The sequence below is a fragment of the Arthrobacter sp. JSM 101049 genome, assembly GCF_041679245.1.
In the GTDB taxonomy this organism is placed as follows: domain Bacteria; phylum Actinomycetota; class Actinomycetes; order Actinomycetales; family Micrococcaceae; genus Arthrobacter_H.
Genome location: NZ_JBGFFC010000003.1, coordinates 251,893 through 272,068 on the forward strand (window position 1 = coordinate 251,893; position 20,176 = coordinate 272,068).

Below are 20,176 nucleotides of genomic sequence, written 5' to 3' on the forward strand. Positions count from 1 at the left end.
CCTCTTCACCCTGTTTCGACCCTCTGACGGAGGCGGATCGGAGCCGCCTTCGTGGTTCCCCACGGTAACGGGGGCGCGGCGGATCCGAGGCAGCCGGACGGCCCCTGCCCCATTCCGTTACCCACTCGTAACCTTCTGCGACGCGGACCCCTGAGGCCGGCTCCTCCCCTCAGGCGCGGCCCTTGAGGATGAGATGCCAGTAGATCTGGGGGAAGACATGACGGTCCACAACCCACTGCCAGCGTCGTTCCTTGGCCATCCGCAGCCACGGATAGCTCGGCATCGGTTCGAGGTCGGGCCCGAATTCGGCGAAGAACGCGGTGCCACGGCTCAGCGTGAACGGGCACACGGAGTACCCGTTGTAGCGCGCCGGTGGCATCCGGCCCTCCAGGGCAGCCCGCAGGTTCCGGTCGACGACCTTGGTCTGTTTGCGCAGTGCCCCGCCGGACTTCGAATTGGACGTCCCGGCTGCATCCCCCAACGACCAGACGTTGGGGTATCGCCGGTGGCGCAACGTCGCATCGTCAACCTCCACGAACCCGGCGTCGTCGTCGTCAGCGGGCAGGGTGGTGGCCTTCAGCCAGTCGGGTGCCGATTGCTGCGGCTCCACGTGCAATAGGTCGTAGGCGATCTCCCGCGACCCGGTGGGGCCTTCCAACCGCAGCCGGCAGGCAGCGGCGTCGACGGAGACGAGGCGGCTCGAGGGCAGCAGGGTGATGCCGTACTCGGCGATCTTGCGCTCGAGTTCGGCATCCACATCGGGCATGCCGAAGACCTTGGGCGTGGCCACGACCATGTACACGTCGATGTCCTCGAGGACGCCTTGTTCCCGCCAGTAGTCGCAGGCCATGTAGGCGATCTTCTGCGCTGCCCCAGAACACTTCGCCGGGCCTGGCGGCTGGGTGAAGACCGCGGTCCCGCGGCGCAGGCCCCGCACCAGCTCCCACGTGGCGGGCACCAGCGCGGCATCGTAGTTGGAGGTGCCGTGCACCCCGTCCATGGCCGCACGCAGCCCCGGAACGGCCTGCCAGTCCAGCTGCACGCCGGGGCACACCACCAGTTGGTCGTAGGCGATCCGGCGGCCGTCGTCGAGAATGACGGCATCCTCCTCGGGCCGGATCCCGGAGACGGCCCCCTGGATCCAGCGGGCACGGCGGGGCATCACTGCGGCTTGTGGCCGTTGTGCCTCCTCCATCCCCGCTGCCCCGGCGCCGACATGCGAGAACAACGGCTGGAAGTAGTGCGTGGAACGCGGTTCGATGATCGCGACATCTCGTACTTTCTTCCGCAGCAGACGAGCTGCCAGCGAGATTCCCGCATTCCCGCCGCCTACCATGACGATCCGGTGGTGTTCGTCCATGTCGCTCCACCTTCCCTGCTGGTCCGCCGTATGCTTCCCGGCCACCCAACCACTGTTCACCGGCGCGGGCAAGGAAAAACGGGCACTTCCGCTGGGGCTCAGCAGGAGGCGGAACGGGGTCACTTCGTCATGTGGTCGCCTCATGCGAACAGTATTCTTCTCGACATTGGCTCTCCTGGCCTTGGGCCTGACCTACATGATCATCATCGGCTTCTCGGGACGGTAGGGCGACGATGCGACAGAAAATCCACCGCCAGGGCCTGAGCATCGTCTTCGGGGCCCTGTTCCTGTTGACCCGGCTCGGCCAGTCCTTCGCCGGGCTGGCCGACCACAACGAGACGCGGCTGAGCCACGGAGGCCAGGTGTCCGGTTACCTGGACTTCATCACCTCCTCCGACTTCATCGTCGACGTCGCCGAGAACTGGCAGTCGGAGTACCTGCAGTTCTTCCTCTTCATCCTGGCCACCGTCTGGCTGGTGCAGAAGGGTTCGCCGGAGTCGAAGAAGGTCGGCGATGCCGGTCTGGGCACCGACGAGGAACAGCTCGTCGGCGAGTACGCGAAGCCCAACTCCCCCGCGTGGGCGAAGGTCGACGGCTGGCGCCGGGTCCTCTTCTCCAATTCGCTGCTGCTGGTGATGGGTGCGGTGTTCCTGCTCTCCTGGTGGGCGCAGTCCCTGGCCGGGGTCGTGGTCTACAACGAGACGCAGATGGAGCACGGGCAGGACACCGTGACCTGGGCCGGCTATGTCATCTCGGCCGACTTCTGGAACCGGACGCTGCAGAACTGGCAGTCCGGGCTGCTGGCCGTGGGCAGAATGGTGACCCTGTCGATCTTCCTGCGCCAGCGCGGTTCCTCGGAGTCCAAACCCGTTGGCACGCCGTACGACGAGACCGCCACGGAAGGCGAGTAGCACCCGCGGCCGCCGGGGCTGGAAGCCGGGTCCCGGCGACGTACGCGGGCAGCGAAAGACTGCACTTTCCCTTGCCTGCCCCGGGGGCCGATGACAGGGTAGCGGTATTGACTCCCCTCTGAAAGGAGCACCACACATGGCTGACCTAGCCGGTAAGAAGATCCTTGCGGTTGTCTCCAACCGCGGCGTCGAGCAGGACGAGCTCAAGGTGCCCGTGGACCGCCTCCGCGGCGCCGGGGCACAGGTCACTGTCGCGGCCCCCGAGTCCGGGGACGTCCAGACGCTGGTGAGCGACTGGGATCTGGGCGAGAAGCTGCCCGTGGACGCCACGCTCACGGACGTGGGTGAAGCCGACTTCGACCTGCTGCTGGTTCCCGGCGGCACGTTGAACGCGGACAACCTGCGCCTGGACCCCGACGCGCAGCGCCTTGCGAAGGCCTTCGCCTCCTCCGGCCGCCCGATCGCCTCGATCTGCCACGGGCCCTGGCTGCTGGTGGAAACCGGGCTCGTCCGCGGCAAGACGCTGACCTCGTACACCTCGGTGAAGACCGACGTCGAGAACGCCGGCGGCACCTGGAAGGACGTCGAGGTCTTCCGCTGCCCCGCCGAGGGCTTCACGTTGATCACCTCGCGGAACCCGGGCGACCTGGACGCTTTCGTCGGTGCCATCGAGGACGAACTGTCCTCCTGAGCCCGTCCGCACACCCCCTTTGTCGACAGAAGGAGCACTTTCGTGGCCACCAAGAACACCACCCATGCCGGATACACCGTCCCGGGCCTGAGCCTGGAGGACGGACACCAGGTCGGCGACACCCTGCAGATGCGCCTCCACGCGCTCAACGACCTGCAGCTCACCCTCAAGCACGCCCACTGGAACGTCGTCGGACGCGACTTCATCGGCGTGCACGAGATGCTGGACCCGCAGATCGAGAAGGTCCGCGGCATGATCGACGCCATCGCCGAACGCATGGCCACCCTCGGCGTCTCCCCCAACGGCCTCGCCGGGGCCATGGTCAAGGCCCGGCCATGGGACGACTACGACATCCAGCGTGCGGGAACCGCCGAGCACCTGGCCGCCCTGGACGTGGTCTACAACGGTGTGGTGGAGAGCCACCGTGAGGCCCGCGCCACCGTGGAGGAACTCGACCCGGTGACCGAGGACCTGTTGATCGGCCAGATTGCGGAGCTGGAGTTGTTCCAGTGGTTCATGCGCTCGCACCTGGAGAACAGCCAGGGGCGACTGGACGACGCCGATGCCGGCACCGAAAAGGGCGCCGCCTCCTCGACGAAGTCCGGATCGAAGTCCTCCTCGAAGGGCTCCTCGAAGAAGTAGCCCCCCATGACGTGCTCCCGACATGGGGGTAGGAGCACGATGGCGGTCCATGGGCCTGGTGTCCATGGACCGTTTCCATGTGGCCATCCCTTTCCCTGACGCTGGCCTGCCGACTACGGCAGGCCAGCGTCAGGGAGACATTAGCTCCCACCGCTAGGAGGCAGGGTGTCTCCTGGCGGTGGGATGCCTTAGCTGTGCCGCGCCAACTGCCGGTGAGGTTGGCCTGCACGGTCGCCTTCGCCAGGCCCATCTCCAGTGCAATGCGAATCAGCGTGCGCTCCTTGGCCGCGAGGTCCGCCATTGCGTGAATGGACGCACGCTCCCGCCTCGGGAGACGGACCTCCGGAGACGGCCAAGGATCAGCTCCACGTGGGTCACGGTCTCTGAGCGCGTCACTTACCAGCGCGCCAAGCCCCGGGAGTGCGTGATCGTGTCGCTAAATCCGGCGTACCCAGCCCGTCCTCCGGCGAACTGGAAGAGGAAAGGCTCGCCAGTCAGAGGTCCAAGATCGTCCCCGCGGCGTCTGGGGCCATGCGAACACGGCCGATCCCGCACACGTCCTCGGCCGCTTCCCAACCGTCAGCGGCGAACGGTTGGAGAGTGGGCTCCTCCTGAAGGCGCCCAGAATCCCGGTTCCTTTGATCTTGCGGGGTCGCACGGCGGCTCTGCGTCCACAGAAACCGCTCTCAGGGTGAATTTCGGGCGATGCGTTTCTGTGCCGATCCGGGGATGCGTTGCGTGTGGATGTCGATTGCCTCATGCAGCAGGCGGGCCACCTGGATGACCTCGCCATGTTGACGATAGACCACGAAGTGACGCGGGTTGGCGATGCGTCGGGCCGTCGGGCTGACCTCGTTGCGGCAGGTTCTCAGATGCAGCGTGCGGATTCCGTGTCCGAGATCTTGCCGGTCGCGCGACCCTGGGCACTCGGGATCGCGGACGATGCTGACGAACGCCGCTTAGATGAGCGCTTCATATCCGTCTCTTACGGCTTCACCGAAGCGCATCACCGACCATTCGAGAATGTCATCGATGTCCGCTTCAGCATCTTCACCGAGGTCGAGCTGGAAGGTCACGCGCTCTTTGCGGCTGCCCGCTCGGTCGCCAGCCGTCCGCGCTCACGCAGGTAGTCGTCGAGGTCATCGACGGAGACGCGAGTACTGCGACCGGCGTCAAGGCTGGCTATTCCCTGGTTCACCGCAGCACGGAGTTCGCCGTCGCGAGCCTCATCGAACTCGTCGGTCGATTCGAGCGACGCGATCAGCTCCTGTGCGACTTCGGCGCGCTCGGCACGAGACAGCGCACGGGCCGCGTCAAGCACTTCAGTCAGGGTCAAGTTCATGTAGGTAGTTTACGCCGTGAACCGTGAAACCGGCAGGTACACGGAGCGACCTACAACCCCCGGTCACGGCCACTGTTCCGTAAGTTCTTCGCGAAACAGCAACCTGATCCTGAGTTGCTGCCCGCGGAGAACCTCGGCTTTCGGCAACACCCGGTAGCGTGAAACCGTGAACGTCCTCCGTACTGCCCGTGCCGCCTCCCGACTGCAGGCATCTCATCCTGCCTGGACGATGCTCCGTGCCCGAAATGCGGACACAGCGGTCGCGATCCTGGGGAATCATCTGGCCGGGGAGGAACGCCGGCTGGTAGCCCCCGTGCTCTTCGAAGAGGTCGACGCGGACCTCGAGGAACTCCGCGCCGAAGGATTCGACCTGCCGCAGACCGCGCAGGCATACTGCACCGAGTGGCGGAACCAACAGATTCTCATCCGCCGCTCCGCCGAGGAATCACGCGAGGAGACGTTCGAACTCTCCCCGGGCGCGCTCACGGCCATCCGCTTCGTCACCGACTTGGCCGAGCCACGCCAGAGCGTCACCGAGTCCCGGCTGGCGACCATCCAGGACCGGCTGCGCGAACTCGCCCGCGATACCGACCCGGATGCCGCTTCCCGATTGCAGGCCCTGTACACCGAGCGCGACCGCATCCAGGCGGAGATCGACCGGGTGGAATCAGGCGAGATCGACGTGCTCGCCCCGGACCGTGCATTGGAACGCATCCGGGACATCCTCGGCCTGGTCGAAGAGGTCCCGGCCGACGTCGCCCGGGTCCGCACGTCGTCGTGCACGGTTCCGGCTACGCGGTGGACCGCCTCGACCGGATCCCATGGGTGCGTGGCGCCGACGTCGTGTACTGGGGCGACCTGGACAGCCACGGCTTCGCGATCCTGAACCGGTTGCGCGCCCACGGTGTCACGGCGCGCTCTGTCCTCATGGACACCGCGACCCTGGATGCGTACGCGGACCTCTGCGTACCCGAACCCGCGCCCTCGACCGCGACGCTGGAGTACCTGACCACTGCCGAGCGCGACACCCTCGGGCTGCTCGCCGAACGCGGCAACGTGCGCCTGGAACAGGAACGCATCGACTGGGACCACGCGGTGGCCGTGCTCATCGGGGCAGCCGGCCGGCCCCCGGGCAGCCGGCCGGCCCCCGGGTAGCCGGGCCGCCCCGGCTACCGGCCCAGCTGCAGGTGCACGGTGAGCTCGTCGTCGAGCTCGATGTCCTCGGCCCGCCGCACCGCATCCTTGAGCGGGACCAGGTAACCGCCGTCCTTCGGGAACAGCGAGGTGGTGAAGCGGGTCGCGCCGACGGTCGCGGTCACCGGAATCACGCCCCACCCGTAGGTGACTTCCGCGGCGACGTCGTGGATGTAGGCGGCGACGTCGTCGGGCACGCGCAGGTAGTAGAACGGTGCCGGCCCACGCCAGTAGAACACGGTTCCCGTGGCGTGCAGGGTCCCGTCGCCGTCGTCCATGGTATGTCCCCCCGCCGGGTGGTGCTGCCTGTACCGTTATACCGCTCGTGCAGCGTTCGGGTCGAGCTGCTGGCAGGGCGCGCGGGACGCCTCCCGCCTGCCGGTGGACGTCGGTGCCACAACCCAGGTCGAGAGTGGAAGGTCATCGGACTGGACAACCACGGCGAACCGCCCCCAGCCTGCTCGGGCCCCCGCGAATCCTTGGGTGCCTTCAGGCGATAGAGGTCACCACGCACGGGCCGCGTCCAGTTCAGCCGCCAGCTCACGCGAGGCGGCCACGTCCTCGGGGTCGTTTCGGAGTGATTCGGCCTCGACGCGAAGCCGCGCCCGACGGCGTGCCCGCTCCGCGTCCAGGATCGCCATCCGAACGGCTTCGGACCGGGAAAGTCCCTCGCTGGTCAACACGTCAAGGGCGCGTTCAACCTCAATATCAGTGCGTATCGTCAGCGTACTCATGTTACAAATTGTCCTACAAAATGCACTCATTAGATCGGTGCCAGCCGGCTGCCTTTCCGCAACAGACGACGCCATGGTCATCCTGTAGAACCGGGGATAGAATGGAGTGCAGGATATGCAGGAGGTTATCGATCATGACGCTCGCCCCACGTGAAGCAGAACTCCTGCGCGAGATCCAGGCCCTGGACCGCGAGGGAATCGGCGTCGAAGCGTTGACGAGAGTGCGCGACCAATTGCAGGCGGCCCACGCCTTGAAATCACGCCTGGCAACCCTCGTTGCCGACCACTCCCCGGAACAGGCCTCCCGGGCACAGGCCGCGGAAAGCGCATGGCGGTCCATCGACCGCGAATTTGGCCTGCTCAGCGGTGCCGAGGTCGCCCAACGGTGCGGATCAACGTCCACCGGCCGCAGCAGCTACGCAACGGATGCTCGGCGCAGCGGACGGCTTCTGGCGGTCAAGCGGCTGAACCGCTATCTGTATCCGGCCTTCCAACTGGGACCGGACGGCCCCCTCGAAGTCATCGCCACGCTGAAGGCAGCGGCGGACCGGCTCGACGTCGGCGAGGAGGCGACATTGCTGTGGCTGACGGCCCCGACGACGTGGTGGGATGCGGATTCGCGCCCGGTCGACCACCTGGATGACCCGGACGGCATCCTCGCCGCCTTCGCCGCGCACTACGGCGCCAGCTGGTAATGCTCACCCCGGATGGACGGACCGTCGATCCCCGGAGCGAAATCCTTCCGGCCGGTTCCGGGCTCTCCCGCGTCCACTCGGCCATGTTCGGCGCAGCAGACTACAACCCCGGACCGACCCCTGCCGCCGTGGAGACCCGGTTCGCCTTCTTCGGCACGCCGACTGTTCCCGTCCTCTACGCGGCCCAGAACGACGACGCCGCCATCGCCGAAACGCTGTTGCATGATGTGCCGCTTTCCGGCGGCCGGCTTGACGAGGCGCTGGTCCGCCGACGAGTGCTTTCGAAAGTCGCCTCATCGCGCGATCTTCATCTGCTCGTTCTGCATGGCGACGGCTTCCGGCGCCTCGGGACGGATCCGGAAGAGATCACCCGGACGTCACCGCGACACTACGGGGAGACTGTGCGCTGGGCTGCGGCCGCGCACGCGGCAGGATTCGACGGGATGGTGTGGATGAGCCGCCTGCATGATTCGGCCCGATCGTACGTGTTCTTTGGCACGAGCGCGTCGCGCGACGACTTCCAGACAGTCCCCGGAAGCGGCCGGGCGTTCGCCTTCGACCACGAGTTGGATTGGCTGTCGCGCAGACTCGGTCCGCTGAACATCAGGATCGTTGCAGTGACGTAGCCGGGCGCCTAGCCGATCACGTCGCCGTCATGCAGGGCGGGGCCATCGTCGAGCAGGGCCCGACGGACCGGATCCTGGGCTATCCCCATCACGAGTACACCCGTGCCCTGCTGGCGCGGTGGCCACAGTCGTCAACGATGTCTCGTTCAAGCTACGGGCGGGAAACACTGGGCATCGTGGGGGATTCTGAACGAGGCGGTCTCTGCGCTGGATGTCTCGGTACAGGCCCAGGTGCTGGACCTGCTCACCGACCTCCAACGGCGGTACGGGTTGAGCTACTTGTTCATCTCCCGCGATCTGGGCGTCATCCACCATATGAGCGACCGCGTCCCGGTGATGAAGGATGGACGTGCCGTCGAGCCGGGGCACGCGGACGCGGTCTTCGCCACTCCGCAGCACCCCTACACGCAGGAGCCGCTGGCCTCGGTTCCCGGGCTGGTCATCAGTTGACCTGCCGCGCCCTCAGCCCAGCAGCGTTCCGACGGAGGCGATGAACCCACCCAGCAGGAAAGCACTGATGCCGATGACGAGCGGGCGGTTGTCCATGCTCGCATCCGCGCCCAAAGCGTGGTGAGTGACGGCGTGGCCCTTGCCGCGGCGCAGCAACGCACGGTTCACCGGCCAGGCGACGAAGAATGCCACGGTCAGCGAAATCGCCATGGAAATCCAGAAGATGGGGTTGACCAGGCCAGCGTTCATGGCACCCGGAATGACCAGCATGACCAGGTTGTCCACGATTTCCATGGTCACGATGGACAGCGTGTCGGCTGCGAGGACGAGTCCCAAGGCCGCGGAGAGGGCGATGCCGCCGCGGACCAGGGGAAGTGCCGACAGCGCATACCCGAAGACAAAGGCCAATGCGATGGACAGGACCATCGTCGGCAGGTTCGCCCAGCCCGCAGCGGTGCCCACCAGAAGCCCGATGATCTCGCCGATCGAGCAGCCGGTCAGGCAGTGCAGCGTCGCACCGACCGCCATGCCCGACATGTCATGGGGGTGTCCCGCGCCGTGTTCGTCGTGCCCGGATTGCCCGTGGTCGTGCTCCGTGGACTCCCGCCCCGTATCGTGTTCCATCGGACTCCTCCTCGATACATTGCTCAGTTGGCGGGCTGGATCTCATCCTCGACGACCCATTTGTGGTTCGTCATCGTCATGCCGTCGACCTGGTAGTCGACCATGTAGACCGTTCCCGTCCAGACCTGGGAGACCGTCGCCGTCGCACCCTTCATCGCGGGCATGTGGTCGGCGGTCATGACCGCGTCATCCCCGACCTCCAACGGTTGGTCCCCAACGTCCTGCAGCTCCTCCTGCACAACCCATTTGTGGTCCTCGACAACAGCTGCGCCGTCCGTCGGCTCATAGTCCACAGCGTGCGCGGTGGTCTGGAATGCCCCGGCGATCGTGGCCGGCGCGTTCATCATGCCCGGCATATGGTCGGCCTTCAGGATGACGTCTGTCCCGACCGGGAATCGGGGATCCGCTGCCTTCTCGATGCCCTCGGGTGCAGGACCGCCGTCCATGTCGTGGCCGTGCGCCGCGGAGCCGGAGGACGACGACGAAGACAGCGACGACTGTGACGGACTCGAGGAGCCGGCGGCACTGCCACCTCCCGCAGCACAGCCACTCAGAGCCAGTACGACGGCGGCCACCGCACCCGCACATCGAATTCCCGACGAGGTCTTCATGCATTCTCCCAACTTCGACTACACGTCGACCGTACCCCCTGGGGGTATGTCCTTCAACAAGAATGGGTCTCACGCGATGCACCTCACAGAGAAGTTAGTTGTCCTCAGGCAACCAATTTAGATATAGTTGTCGCAGATCAACCATTCCCTTTCTCTCCCTTGGAGCCCCATTGTCCTCAGTTTCCGCCCCGCAGCGCTCTGCCTCGCTGTCCGATTCCGGCATGAGCCACCGGCAGGTCCTGCAGTCCCTCACCGGCCTGCTCATGGGCATGTTTGTCTCGATCCTTGCCGGAACGGTCGTCTCGACCTCGCTTCCGGTCATCCTCTCCGACCTCAACGGAACGCAGACCGCCTACACCTGGGTCGTCACCGCCACGCTGTTGGCCACCACGATCTCCACTCCGATCTGGGGCAAGCTCGCCGACCTGACCAACCGCAAGGTCCTGCTCCAGCTCTCGTTGCTGGTCTTCGTGATCTCCTCGGCGATCGCCGGGTTCTCGCAGGACACGACGATGCTCATCACCATGCGCGTGTTCCAGGGCCTGGGCGCCGGCGGCCTGACCGCACTGAGCCAAATCGTCATGGCCGACATCATCTCCCCGCGTGACCGCGGCAAGTACATGGGCCTCTTCGGAGCCATCATGGCGCTGGGCACCGTGGGTGGCCCGCTGATCGGCGGGTTCATCACCGACTCGATCAACTGGCGCTGGAACTTCTTCATCGCCCTGCCCTTCGCGGCCGTGGCCATCATCCTGATCCAGAAGACCCTGCATCTGCCCGCCCTGGCCAAGCGCAAGGTCTCCATCGATTACGCCGGCATCGTCCTGCTGTCTGCCGGTGTCTCCCTGCTGCTGATCTGGGTCTCGCTGGCCGGCAACGACTTCGCCTGGGCCAGCGCCACGACGGCCTGGATGGTCGGCGGCGCCGTCGTCGCCCTGGCCGCCTTCGTCATCGCCGAGTTCAAGGCCTCCGAGCCGATCATCCCGCTTTCGATGTTCAAGAACCGCACCTTCACTCTCAGCGTGGTCGGCTCCATCTCCGTCGGCGTCTCCATGTTCGGCACCTCGGTCTTCCTCGCCCAGTACATGCAGCTGGCCCGCGGCGCCAACGCCACCGAATCCGGGCTCATGACGATCCCGATGATGGCCGGCCTGCTGGTCATCTCCACGATCGTCGGCGCCCTGATCTCCCGCCACGGCAAGTGGAAGGCCTTCATGGTCATCGGCTCCGTGCTCCAGCTCGCCGGGCTGTACCTGCTGGGCAGCATCCACTACGACACCAACTTCGTGCTGGTCTCCACCTACATGTTCGTCCTCGGCGCCGGCCTCGGCATGGTCATGCAGAACCTGGTCCTGATCGTGCAGAACGCGGTCGCCCCAGACGAGATCGGCGTCGCCTCCTCCGGCATCGCGTTCTTCCGCTCCCTCGGTGGCACTATCGGCGTCTCCGTCCTCGGTGCCGTCATGGCCACCAAGATCGCCGATCTGCTCGCCGAGCGGACCCAGGACCTGCAGGCCGCCATCGCCGGCCTGGGAGCCCAGGGCAGGGAACTGGCCGCGACGATGGCCAGCGGCAGCATCCCCCCGGTAGCCTCGCTGCCGGAATCGGTGCGCACGATCCTCGAATCGGCCTACGGCGACGCCGTCGCCCATGTCTTCCTGGTGGCCGCGCCGCTGAGCATCCTGACGATTCTGGCCATCGTCTTCATGCCCAACCTCGAACTGAGCAACCAAACCCGCCAGCAGCGCGCCGAGGCCGAAGCCGCCGGAACCGGCACCTCCGCCGAAACGGCCAACCCGGAGCTCGAGGCCGCCGAACTGCGTTTGGCCGAGGTGAGTGAAGCCACCATCGCGGTCACCCCGACGCTCGACACGGATGCGATTCCTCTCGTCGCCTCCAGCCCGGACGGGCACGACGTCGACGCCACGGCGGCCCGCGATGCGGAAACCCCCGGAGCACGTGGCTGAGATGACGCACCTGCCCGATCCATTCAACGCAGCGGCTCCGCCTACGCAGGCCCCAGCCGACGGCCCCGCTGACGGCCAACCAGCCGGTGCCGCCGGGTTGGACGCGGCCATCAGCGACGTTGAACGGCAATTCGGCCTGCTGGTGATCTCAGCCCGGAGGAGCATCCGCAACCGGGCTGCATCCATCCACCCGGACCTTCCGCCGCTGGGCTACAAGGTCCTGACCCTGCTCAACCACTCCGCTGGGCGGCAGCAGGTCGAACTGGCCGAGGAGCTGCAGGCCGACAAGGCGATGATGAGCCGGACCATCAAGCAGATGGCCGCGTTCGGCCTGGTCACTTGCGCCTCCGACCCGGCCGATGGGCGGGCCAAGCTGGTCAGCATCACCGATGCGGCCCGCGAGCGCTACGAGCAGAGCATTGCAGAATCACGGAAGCTGCTCCATGGCCGGCTCTCGACCTGGGGACAGGACGAGGTCGAGCGCTTCGCGGAACTACTGGCACGGTTGAACGAAACGAGCGCAACGGGAAACAGCCCCGACTGACGCGGAATCGGCTACCGGCAACGGGTCGCGGAACGGGCACAAGCTCGGCCCGGGGGCCGTTGCCGTGGCCGCTAGAGGCGTCCGGCCGCAGTTAGTAGGTGCGTGCCGTGGCGAAGTGCAGGGGTTCGAGCTCAGCGCGGAGACGCACCAGGTCGAGGGCGTGCGCGTCCAGTCGGCGGTCCTCGTCGCTGGCGGGTACGAGCTGGCGGACCGGCGAGGCCTTGCCGGCGTCGTCGCGGCTGACGAAGATCGTCATGCACCGGGTGGTGTCGCGCCACTGGTCCGAGCGCGGGTCCCGGGCCCTGACATGCACGGCGAGGTGCATGGAATGTTCGCCCGTGTGGATCAGGCGGGCCTCGAGTTCGACGACGTCCCCGATGTGGATCGGGTTCAGGAAGTGGATGCCGCCGGAGTAGACGGCCACGGCATCGTCGCCGCACCATCCCATGGCGCAGGCCCGGGCCACCTCGTCGATCCACCGCATGACGATCCCTCCGTGCGCATTGCCTCCCCAATTCACATCCGACGGCGAGGCCAGGAACCGGAACAGTTGCCTCGGCGTCGTGCCCGCGTTCGTGTACTCCTGGGCGCCCATGAGGTCCCGGATGGCTGCCCGGGCGGCGATGCGTTCGGCCAGTCCGTGGGACAACGCTTCCGACTCGGGGTCGGAGGGGTGCCACGGCGGGACCGGTTTCGGCCGGCGGTTTTCGTCCATGGAGACGAAGGCCAGGATGCAGTCCATCGCGGGACGGAACCGGCGTTCGCGCACATCGGCGGCGTCGACGGTGACGACGATCTGCATGCTGCTGCGCCCGGTATGCACGATGCGGGCGGTGGCCTCGATCAGGTCGCCGTTGCGGATCGGGCGGGTGAAGTGCACGTTCCCGACATAGGCGGTGACGCAGTACCCGCCGCTGTATCCGACGGCGCAGGCGTAGCCGGCCTTGTCGATCCATTCGAGCACCCGCCCGGCCTGGACGGTGACCCCGTCCTCGGACACATCCGTCGGCGCAGCCAGGAACCGGAGGGTCATCACGTCGTTCATACGCCCATGCTAGCGACGCGCGGGACCGTCACGGCTGGGCGGGGTCCCGGCGGCGGCCGACGAAATGGTCCATGGTGCTGTTCACCCCCAGGAAATTGGCCAGCTTGTCGAATAGCGGTACGGGCAGGATGCGCGCCGGGGACAGCGCGTGCACCACCGGCGGCATGATGAGCCGTTGCTTGCCCGCCTCGATGGAGTCCAGGATGCGCCCGGCGACATGGTCCTGCTTCAGGATCGGCAGCAGCAGGGGGAACCGGGTGCTCACGCCCTCGAACATGCCGGTGTCGATGTAGTACGGGCAGACCACCAGCGAATTGACGCCGGTGTTGTCCTTGGCCAGCTCCACCCGCAGCGATTCGGAAAATCCGAGGGCCGCGAACTTGCTCGCCGAATAGTCCGTCTGCTTCGCGACCCCGACCATCCCGGCGGCGCTGGAGACGGTCACCACGGTGCCGTGCCGACGCTCGACCATCCCGCCGAGGAACGCACGGGTCACCCAGTACAGCGCCAGCGTGTTGATGCGGAACGTCCGTTCGATGGCCTCGTCGGAGGCGTCCAGGAGCCGCTTTCCGGTCACGACCCCGGCGTTGTTGACCACCACGTCGACCGACCCCGTGGCCTCCGCGGCGGACCGGACGGCCTCGCGGTCGGAGACGTCGATGCAGAAGGACTCCGCCACCGCACCGGTCGCCCGGATCTCGTCGCGGACTGCCTCGCCGGCGGCTGCATCGAGGTCCCAGATCACGACGCGTGCCCCGCGTCGGGCGGCACCGAGGGCCATAAGCCGGCCGATGCCGCTGCCGGCACCGGTGACCAGGACGGTTTCGTTTCGCAAGGGATGACGCATGGTTTCTCCTGTTGCCTGCTGAAGTGGTTGGGCACGCGGGCACCGGCTGGCCCTGCTGCCAGGCCCGCCGGACGGGGTGACGTAAGCCACATTACATATTGAACGACAGTTCGATGTAACGCAAGGCTAGGGTTGGGCCATGGTGGGGATCAAGAAGCCCGAGGGCGAGCGACGTCGGGACATCATCCGGGCCTCCCAATCGGTAGCGCTCCACGGCGGCATCGAGTCGGTAACCGTCAGGACCGTGGCGGCCGAGGCGGGATTGTCGATCGGACTCGTCTATTTCTACTACGACTCCAAGGAGGGCCTCCTCCACGCACTCCTAGACCGCCTCCTGGAAATCACGCTGGACGGACCGCCGCCGGGTTTCGGCGAGTCGCTGTCGCCGGCGGACGCCCTGAACACCATGATGGCCGAGGAGCTCGAGGGCCTGCAGAGCCAGCGCGGCGAGCTCGACCTGATCTTCCAGTTCTACTTTGCCCGTCGCAACGACGAGTTCCGCGGCCCGATCAACCAGGCGCTCGATGAGTACGCAGCCAGGATGGAGCCGGTGGCCGCACGCATTTCGCAAGCCGCGGGAGTCGAACCCGAAGCCCTGCGCTCGGCCCTGGCCGCGCTTATCTACGGTGCCACCATGGACGTGGTCCGCCGCCCCGGCGACTTCAGCGCGCCCCGGCTCCTCGGCGTCGTGTCCGGCCTGGCAGAAGCCATCCCAGGCCACTGATCCGCACCGGCCTCCACCGCGATCCGCTTCCCCTTCCACGCTCCTACCGGGGCCCTTCGCGTTTTTACTCAGGCCCGACGACCGGCGCAGCGGCCGAAAAAGACGTCCGCCGCCCGACCCGAGCCGCCCGGATAGTTGGCCGAGAACAAAGCCGCCCAGCATCTCGCCGCAGAAGTAGAGGCCCGCGAAGACATCTCCAAGTCGACTTCCTCCCGGCCATCGCGGCTTCCCGACGACCCCTGTCACAATTCCCGTCAAGCCTTGACTTCGTGATGTGCTTCACATAGCAATATAGGACATCCCACCTCCTACCTGCCCTCTCCGCAGGCACGAAAGGCCATCATATGCACCGCGAACCCCCCGCGCTCCTTCCCCTTGCTGTTCGGTGGCGAGACGCACGGTTGCGTGGCTTACGCCGCACGACTATCGGCGCCGCCGTCTTGGGTCTGCTGTTCCCCCTCGTCATGGCCGGGCCAGCCGCCGCATCCACTACGACCCCGGGCAGCGACCCCGCTTCCGATCCAGGCCAGTTCACGGAACAGAACCTCGCAGCGGACCGGACCGCTGAAAACTTCTTCTACCGGATCACAGCGCTGACCCATCTCGGGGACGGGGTCCTGCTGGCCGCCTGGGATGCACGTCCCGGAAGCGCCGCCGACTCCCCCAACCCGAACTCGATCGTCATGCGGCGCAGCACCGACAACGGCAGGACGTGGAGCGCCATGTCGACCATTGCCGCCGGCCACCCGGGCGACGAGAACGAACCGAAATACGGATACAGCGACCCGAGCTTCGTCACGGACCGCGAGGCCGGCAAGGTGTTCGCCTTCTTTGTCTACTCCAAGGACCAGGGCTTCCACGGCAGCCAATTCGGCAACGACGACGCCGACCGGCAGGTCATCAGCGCCGCGGTCGCCGAGTCCGACGATGGCGGTCTGAGCTGGTCGACACCCCGACTGATCACCGACGTCGTCAAGCCCGGCGAGTCCAAGACGCCGGCGCCGGGCGACGTGCGCAGCATGTTCGCCAGCTCAGGCGAAGGCATCCAGCTTCGTTACGGCGAACACCCGGGCCGCCTCATCCAGCAGTATGCGGGAGATGTCCAGCAGGCGGACGGCAGCCGGAGCATTCAGGCCTACTCGGTCTACTCCGACGACCACGGGGCGACCTGGCACCGGGGCGAATTCGTTGGAACCGGGATGGACGAAAACAAGGTTGTCGAGCTCTCCGACGGCCGGGTCATGTTGAACTCACGCGATTCAACTAACGGGCACTTCCGCAAGGTGGCCATCTCCGAAGACGGCGGCCAAACCTACGGACCCGTCACCGTCGACCACGCGCTACCGGATCCGACGAACAACGCCCAGATCACCCGCCTGGTCCCGGATGCCCCGGAAGGCTCTGCCGCCGCCCGAAAGCTGCTCTACACCGGCGCCAACTCGCAGTCCGCACGGGAGAACGTCTCCGCCCGGGTCTCCTGCGACGACGGCCAGACCTGGCCTGGGCTGCGGACCATCCGCCCCGGCTTCTCCGCCTACTCCAGCACCACGGCCCTCGCCGACGGCCGATTCGGCACCTTCTACGAAGCCAGCTACACCAACAACCTGCAGTTCGCTGCGTATGACGGGGACTGGCTCAACGTCGCCTGCGCCCCCGTCGCCGCAGAGGCCTTCGACATCGATGCCGGGGCCAAGGCAACGGTTCCCGTGACGATCACGAACCAGGAACCGGACCGCCTCACCGGCGGGACGCTCACCATTTCCGGCCCCACCGGGTGGACAGTGGAACCTGTCGACGTCCCGGAGATCGGCGCCGGTCAGAGCACCGTGGTCGAGGTACCCGTGGCTTCGCCCGCCAAAGCCAACGGGTCCGTCCAGCTGCAGGTTGTGTTCACCGCCGCCGACGGCCGCGAGTCGCAGGGACTGGTCACCGCCGACGTCGCCGGCGAAACCGTCGTTGGCATCAGCGTCGAGGGCAACCGCGCCGATACCACACGCGATCTGGCCAGCAACCCCTATGCCGCCGGCGAGAAAGTCCCCTATACGTTCCGGGTCACCCACACCGGCAACGTCACCCAATGGGTGGTTCCCACGGCGGGCAACTTCTCGCCCTTTGCCGCCAAACCCGTCGGCGAGTCCAGCCCGGCCGGGAACTGCCGCTACAGCTCCCTGGCCGTCGGAGCGTCCTACAGCTGCACGACTCCGCGCCATGAAGTGACCGCCGCCGAGGCCGCCGACGGCTTCTTCGTTCCCCGTACGACCTGGACCACCGGGCAGGTTCCGGCCTACACGACCATCGACGAGACGTACAACGTGACAGGCGACGAAGTGGACCTGCTCCGCCGGGCCCCGCAGCTCACCGAGGAGCACGACGGCGGCGCTGTAGTCGACGTCGATGCCGATGGCTTCGCTTCAGCCGGCGACACGGCCGAGACCACGGTCACCTTGAAGAACAGCGGCAACGTCCGTCTGACCGGGCTGTCAGTAGGCGGCGACGAGGTGGCCGGGGAACTGGCCGTCGGCGACAGCGTGGAGTACACGTGGCGCCATACGCTCACCGATGAGGATCTCGCTGCCAGAGAGGTCGCTGCCCACACCATGGCCTTCACGGCGGCCAATGGCACACTAGACGCTTCCGTGGAGGCTGCCATCGCGGCCCTGCCCTTGGACGTCCGAACCGGGGTCGACCCCGGAACCCCCACGGACCGGGAAACCACGGTGCCCGGCACGGCTGTGCTCAGTGACGACAGCGGATGGGATACGGGTCTCAGGGACGGCACCTACCGGGTGACCATGAACTTGTGGCACGGAACGAATGCCAGCCTGTTCCGTCTGTACGAAGACGGCGTTCTGGTCTCCGTGACCCCGCTGGAGGTGGCTACCCCGAAGGCGCAGAGCGTGTCGGTCCCCCTCCAGGGCAGGGCCAACGGGACCTACCGGTACACGGGAGAACTGGTCAACGCCGCCGGCGCGACGCCGACCAAGCCGTTGACCGTCAAGGTCACGGACGCGTCCCCCGGACGGCCGGTGCTCAGTGCCGACAACACCGACCACGACGGTGCGTACTCGCTCACGGCCGATCTCTGGTGGGGCACCAATGCGGACAGCTACCGGCTCCTGGAGGACGGCCGGGAGATCGCCTCCGGCGACCTGACCGCGAACACCCCAGCGGCCCAGCGGACGCGCGTGTCGATTACCGGCCGGGACCCCGGCAGCTATGAATACGTCGTGGAGTTCTCCAACGCGGCGGGCACGACGTCGAGCAAACCGCTCACCGTCCGCGTGAAGTAGCACGCCTGATCCCGACTGCGGGGCGTGGCACCACTCAGGTGCCATGCCCCGTCGTCGTTCAGGGAACCTGCGGCATGCCCAGGTGGTGTTCGAGCACGTGCTCGGCGATCGCCATGGCCGAGGTGGCCGCGGGGGACGGCGCGTTGCGCAGCAGGGTCACGGCGCCGACCTGGTCGACCGCGAAGTCGTCGAGCAGCGACCCGTCCTTGTCCCACGCCTGGGCGCGGACGCCGGCGGCGGTCTTCGCCGCGAGATCGGCCGGGCGCAGCTCGGGGATGAACCGCCGGGCCTGCTGGAAGTACAGCGGCTTGACCAGCGACGCGGAGATCTCCCGGGCACCCATCCGCCAGTGCTGGCGGGCCAGGACCGGTGCGCCGGGCCAGCGCAGCGACTCCAGGGTGTCGCGCAGCGAGATCCTGCCCCAGCCGTACCCCTCACGCGCCAGCGCCGGCACGGCATTCGGTCCGACGTGGACGTCGTCGTAGACCCCGCGGGTGAAGTGCACGCCCAGGAAGGGGAAGCGCGGGTCGGGCACCGGGTAGATCATGCCCTTCACCAGGTCCTGCCGGCCGGCGGCCATCGACCAGTACTCGCCGCGGAAGGGCAGGATCTTCGGCGACGGGGTGGCGCCGACCATGCGGGCGACGACGTCCGATTGCAGGCCGGCGCAGACGATGAGCCGGTCGAAGTCATGCGTTCCCGCGGTCGTCGAGACCGTCACCGTCCCGGCCCCGGGGGCCACGGCGGTAACTTCCTGGCCGAGCAGGATCTTCCCCCCGGCCCGGCGGACGTCATCGGCCAGGGCCTCGGTGATGGCCGCGTAGTCCACGACGGCGGTGTGGGGCGAGTGGACGGCGGCCACACCGGCGACGTGCGGTTCGATCTCGCGCAGCTGCCCGGCCGTCAGCCGGCGGAGCCCGGGGACCCGGTTCTCCCGGGAGCGCCGCTCGATGTCGTCGAGCCGCGGGAGTTCGTCGTTGGTGACGGCCACGACGAGCTTTCCCAGTTCCCGGTAGGGCAGGTTCCGGTCCTGGCAGAACTCGCGGGTCATCGACCGCCCGCGGGCACAGAGCCGTGCTTTCAGGGAACCGGGCTGGTAGTAGAGTCCGGCATGCACGACGCCGGAATTGTGCCCGGTCTGGTGCGCCGCCACCCGATGTTCCTTCTCGAGGACGGTCACGTCGGTCCCGCCCCCGGCCGCCAGGGCACGGGCGATGGCGATGCCCACGATTCCCCCGCCGATGATCCCGATCCGCTCAGCCATGCCGCTCCCCTCGTCCGCCCGCCGTTGGGCCGTGGTCCGATTCTTGCACGGCAGTTGACGGTCAGATCCCCGTGGCCCCATCGATCCGTTCACGGAGGATGTCCGCGTGGCCGCAGTGCCGCGCGTATTCGGCAATCATGTGCGTGAAGATCCAGCCCAGACTCACCTCGGATCCCCCGAACGGCACCGTTTCCGAGACCCCGCGGCCGGCGTAATTCGCCCGGGCTGCGGCGACTTCGGCTTTCCAGTATTCGACAGCCGTGGCGAAGGAGGTCGAGGGGTCCACCTGGAATCCGCCGTCGTGCCCTTCCGGGTTTCTTCCGCCGGGGTGGATGGACGGGAGCTGCTCCCCGGCGAGGACACGGCGGAACCAGTTGCGTTCGACCTCCGCGAGGTGCTGGACCAGGCCCTGCAGGCTCAGCGCCGACGGTTCTGCCGACTGGCGCCGCAGGGCGTGGGGTTCGAGGCCCTCGCATTTGAGCAGCAGGGAAGCGCGCTGGTAGTCGAGCCATCCCTCGAGGGTCTCGCGTGCTGGGGCGTTCAGGGGTGGCATGGTGCGTTCCGTGGTCATGGCGCCATGGTCGCCGCCGGGTCCGACAGGTCGCGGCGGCCGCT

At 67.1% G+C, this 20,176-nt stretch carries 22 protein-coding genes; 12 read left to right on the top strand and 10 right to left on the bottom strand.

Annotated features, from left to right (window positions below; genetic code table 11):
• Positions 1-169: 169 nt before the first annotated feature.
• The gene (locus AB8M85_RS10605; protein WP_372698782.1) at positions 170-1,360 is read right to left on the bottom strand and encodes an NAD(P)/FAD-dependent oxidoreductase; all 1,191 of its coding nucleotides are present in this window, start codon (positions 1,358-1,360) and stop codon (positions 170-172) included.
• 233 nt (positions 1,361-1,593) lie between these two features.
• On the opposite strand from AB8M85_RS10605, the gene AB8M85_RS10610 reads away from it, so the two are divergent.
• The 3 genes from AB8M85_RS10610 to AB8M85_RS10620 all read left to right on the top strand — a co-directional run bounded on the left by AB8M85_RS10610 (position 1,594) and on the right by AB8M85_RS10620 (position 3,604).
• Positions 1,594-2,271, top strand: a complete 678-nt coding sequence (locus tag AB8M85_RS10610) for a DUF6766 family protein (RefSeq protein ID WP_372698783.1) — start codon at positions 1,594-1,596, stop codon at positions 2,269-2,271.
• Between the two features lie 136 nt (positions 2,272-2,407).
• A complete protein-coding gene (locus tag AB8M85_RS10615; RefSeq protein ID WP_372698784.1) occupies positions 2,408-2,962 on the top strand; it encodes a type 1 glutamine amidotransferase domain-containing protein in 555 nt (184 codons plus the stop codon).
• Positions 2,963-3,004: 42 nt separating this feature from the next.
• Positions 3,005-3,604, top strand: coding sequence for a Dps family protein (locus AB8M85_RS10620; protein WP_372698785.1), 600 nt, complete (start codon positions 3,005-3,007; stop codon positions 3,602-3,604).
• 1,072 nt (positions 3,605-4,676) lie between these two features.
• Here the strand turns inward: AB8M85_RS10620 and AB8M85_RS10625 are convergent.
• The gene (locus AB8M85_RS10625; RefSeq protein WP_372698786.1) at positions 4,677-4,946 is read right to left on the bottom strand and encodes a hypothetical protein; all 270 of its coding nucleotides are present in this window, start codon (positions 4,944-4,946) and stop codon (positions 4,677-4,679) included.
• 166 nt (positions 4,947-5,112) lie between these two features.
• On the opposite strand from AB8M85_RS10625, the gene AB8M85_RS10630 reads away from it, so the two are divergent.
• On the top strand, positions 5,113-5,832 hold the full coding sequence (locus AB8M85_RS10630; RefSeq protein ID WP_372698787.1) for a DUF3375 family protein: 720 nt from the start codon (positions 5,113-5,115) through the stop codon (positions 5,830-5,832).
• Complete coding sequence (locus AB8M85_RS10635) at positions 5,772-6,101, top strand: Wadjet anti-phage system protein JetD domain-containing protein (protein ID WP_372698788.1); 330 nt, start codon at positions 5,772-5,774, stop codon at positions 6,099-6,101. The genes AB8M85_RS10630 and AB8M85_RS10635 overlap by 61 nt, the downstream gene beginning before the upstream one ends.
• A gap of 14 nt (positions 6,102-6,115) precedes the next feature.
• Here the strand turns inward: AB8M85_RS10635 and AB8M85_RS10640 are convergent, their stop codons facing one another.
• Positions 6,116-6,418 carry a DUF1905 domain-containing protein gene (locus AB8M85_RS10640; RefSeq protein ID WP_372698789.1) on the bottom strand — a complete coding sequence of 101 codons (303 nt, stop codon included), beginning with the start codon at positions 6,416-6,418 and terminating at the stop codon, positions 6,116-6,118.
• 225 nt (positions 6,419-6,643) lie between these two features.
• A complete protein-coding gene (locus AB8M85_RS10645) occupies positions 6,644-6,874 on the bottom strand; it encodes a hypothetical protein (RefSeq protein WP_372698790.1) in 231 nt (76 codons plus the stop codon).
• Positions 6,875-7,008: 134 nt separating this feature from the next.
• On the opposite strand from AB8M85_RS10645, the gene AB8M85_RS10650 reads away from it, so the two are divergent.
• From AB8M85_RS10650 to AB8M85_RS10660, 3 genes are all read left to right on the top strand, one after another.
• Positions 7,009-7,569, top strand: a complete 561-nt coding sequence (locus AB8M85_RS10650) for a hypothetical protein (RefSeq protein WP_372698791.1) — start codon at positions 7,009-7,011, stop codon at positions 7,567-7,569.
• A complete protein-coding gene (locus AB8M85_RS10655; protein ID WP_372698792.1) occupies positions 7,569-8,195 on the top strand; it encodes an RES family NAD+ phosphorylase in 627 nt (208 codons plus the stop codon). The genes AB8M85_RS10650 and AB8M85_RS10655 overlap by 1 nt, the downstream gene beginning before the upstream one ends.
• 231 nt (positions 8,196-8,426) lie before the next feature.
• The gene (locus AB8M85_RS10660; RefSeq protein WP_372698793.1) at positions 8,427-8,645 is read left to right on the top strand and encodes a hypothetical protein; all 219 of its coding nucleotides are present in this window, start codon (positions 8,427-8,429) and stop codon (positions 8,643-8,645) included.
• Positions 8,646-8,657: 12 nt separating this feature from the next.
• Here AB8M85_RS10660 and AB8M85_RS10665 read toward each other — a convergent pair whose 3' ends face one another.
• On the bottom strand, positions 8,658-9,269 hold the full coding sequence (locus AB8M85_RS10665; RefSeq protein ID WP_372698794.1) for a DUF4396 domain-containing protein: 612 nt from the start codon (positions 9,267-9,269) through the stop codon (positions 8,658-8,660).
• A 23-nt stretch (positions 9,270-9,292) separates the two neighbouring features.
• A complete protein-coding gene (locus AB8M85_RS10670) occupies positions 9,293-9,715 on the bottom strand; it encodes a YdhK family protein (protein ID WP_372698795.1) in 423 nt (140 codons plus the stop codon).
• A 386-nt stretch (positions 9,716-10,101) separates the two neighbouring features.
• Between AB8M85_RS10670 and AB8M85_RS10675 the strand changes: the two genes are divergently transcribed.
• Both AB8M85_RS10675 and AB8M85_RS10680 read left to right on the top strand, forming a co-directional pair.
• Positions 10,102-11,847 carry an MDR family MFS transporter gene (locus tag AB8M85_RS10675; protein WP_372698796.1) on the top strand — a complete coding sequence of 582 codons (1,746 nt, stop codon included), beginning with the start codon at positions 10,102-10,104 and terminating at the stop codon, positions 11,845-11,847.
• Position 11,848: 1 nt separating this feature from the next.
• Positions 11,849-12,391 carry a MarR family winged helix-turn-helix transcriptional regulator gene (locus tag AB8M85_RS10680; RefSeq protein ID WP_372699083.1) on the top strand — a complete coding sequence of 181 codons (543 nt, stop codon included), beginning with the start codon at positions 11,849-11,851 and terminating at the stop codon, positions 12,389-12,391.
• 91 nt (positions 12,392-12,482) lie between these two features.
• Here the strand turns inward: AB8M85_RS10680 and AB8M85_RS10685 are convergent, their stop codons facing one another.
• Positions 12,483-13,436 carry an acyl-CoA thioesterase gene (locus AB8M85_RS10685; protein WP_372698797.1) on the bottom strand — a complete coding sequence of 318 codons (954 nt, stop codon included), beginning with the start codon at positions 13,434-13,436 and terminating at the stop codon, positions 12,483-12,485.
• A gap of 28 nt (positions 13,437-13,464) precedes the next feature.
• Positions 13,465-14,283 (bottom strand): SDR family oxidoreductase, encoded by an 819-nt coding sequence (locus tag AB8M85_RS10690; protein ID WP_372698798.1) that lies wholly within the window; start codon positions 14,281-14,283, stop codon positions 13,465-13,467.
• Between the two features lie 139 nt (positions 14,284-14,422).
• Between AB8M85_RS10690 and AB8M85_RS10695 the strand changes: the two genes are divergently transcribed.
• A complete protein-coding gene (locus tag AB8M85_RS10695) occupies positions 14,423-15,007 on the top strand; it encodes a TetR/AcrR family transcriptional regulator (protein ID WP_372698799.1) in 585 nt (194 codons plus the stop codon).
• A gap of 464 nt (positions 15,008-15,471) precedes the next feature.
• Positions 15,472-18,297, top strand: a complete 2,826-nt coding sequence (locus AB8M85_RS10700; protein WP_372698800.1) for an exo-alpha-sialidase — start codon at positions 15,472-15,474, stop codon at positions 18,295-18,297.
• A gap of 58 nt (positions 18,298-18,355) precedes the next feature.
• Here the strand turns inward: AB8M85_RS10700 and lhgO are convergent, their stop codons facing one another.
• Positions 18,356-19,561: an L-2-hydroxyglutarate oxidase gene (gene lhgO / locus AB8M85_RS10705; RefSeq protein ID WP_372698801.1), complete on the bottom strand. Its 1,206-nt coding sequence runs from the start codon at positions 19,559-19,561 to the stop codon at positions 18,356-18,358.
• A 61-nt stretch (positions 19,562-19,622) separates the two neighbouring features.
• On the bottom strand, positions 19,623-20,132 hold the full coding sequence (locus AB8M85_RS10710; RefSeq protein ID WP_372698802.1) for a DinB family protein: 510 nt from the start codon (positions 20,130-20,132) through the stop codon (positions 19,623-19,625).
• Positions 20,133-20,176: the final 44 nt, after the last annotated feature.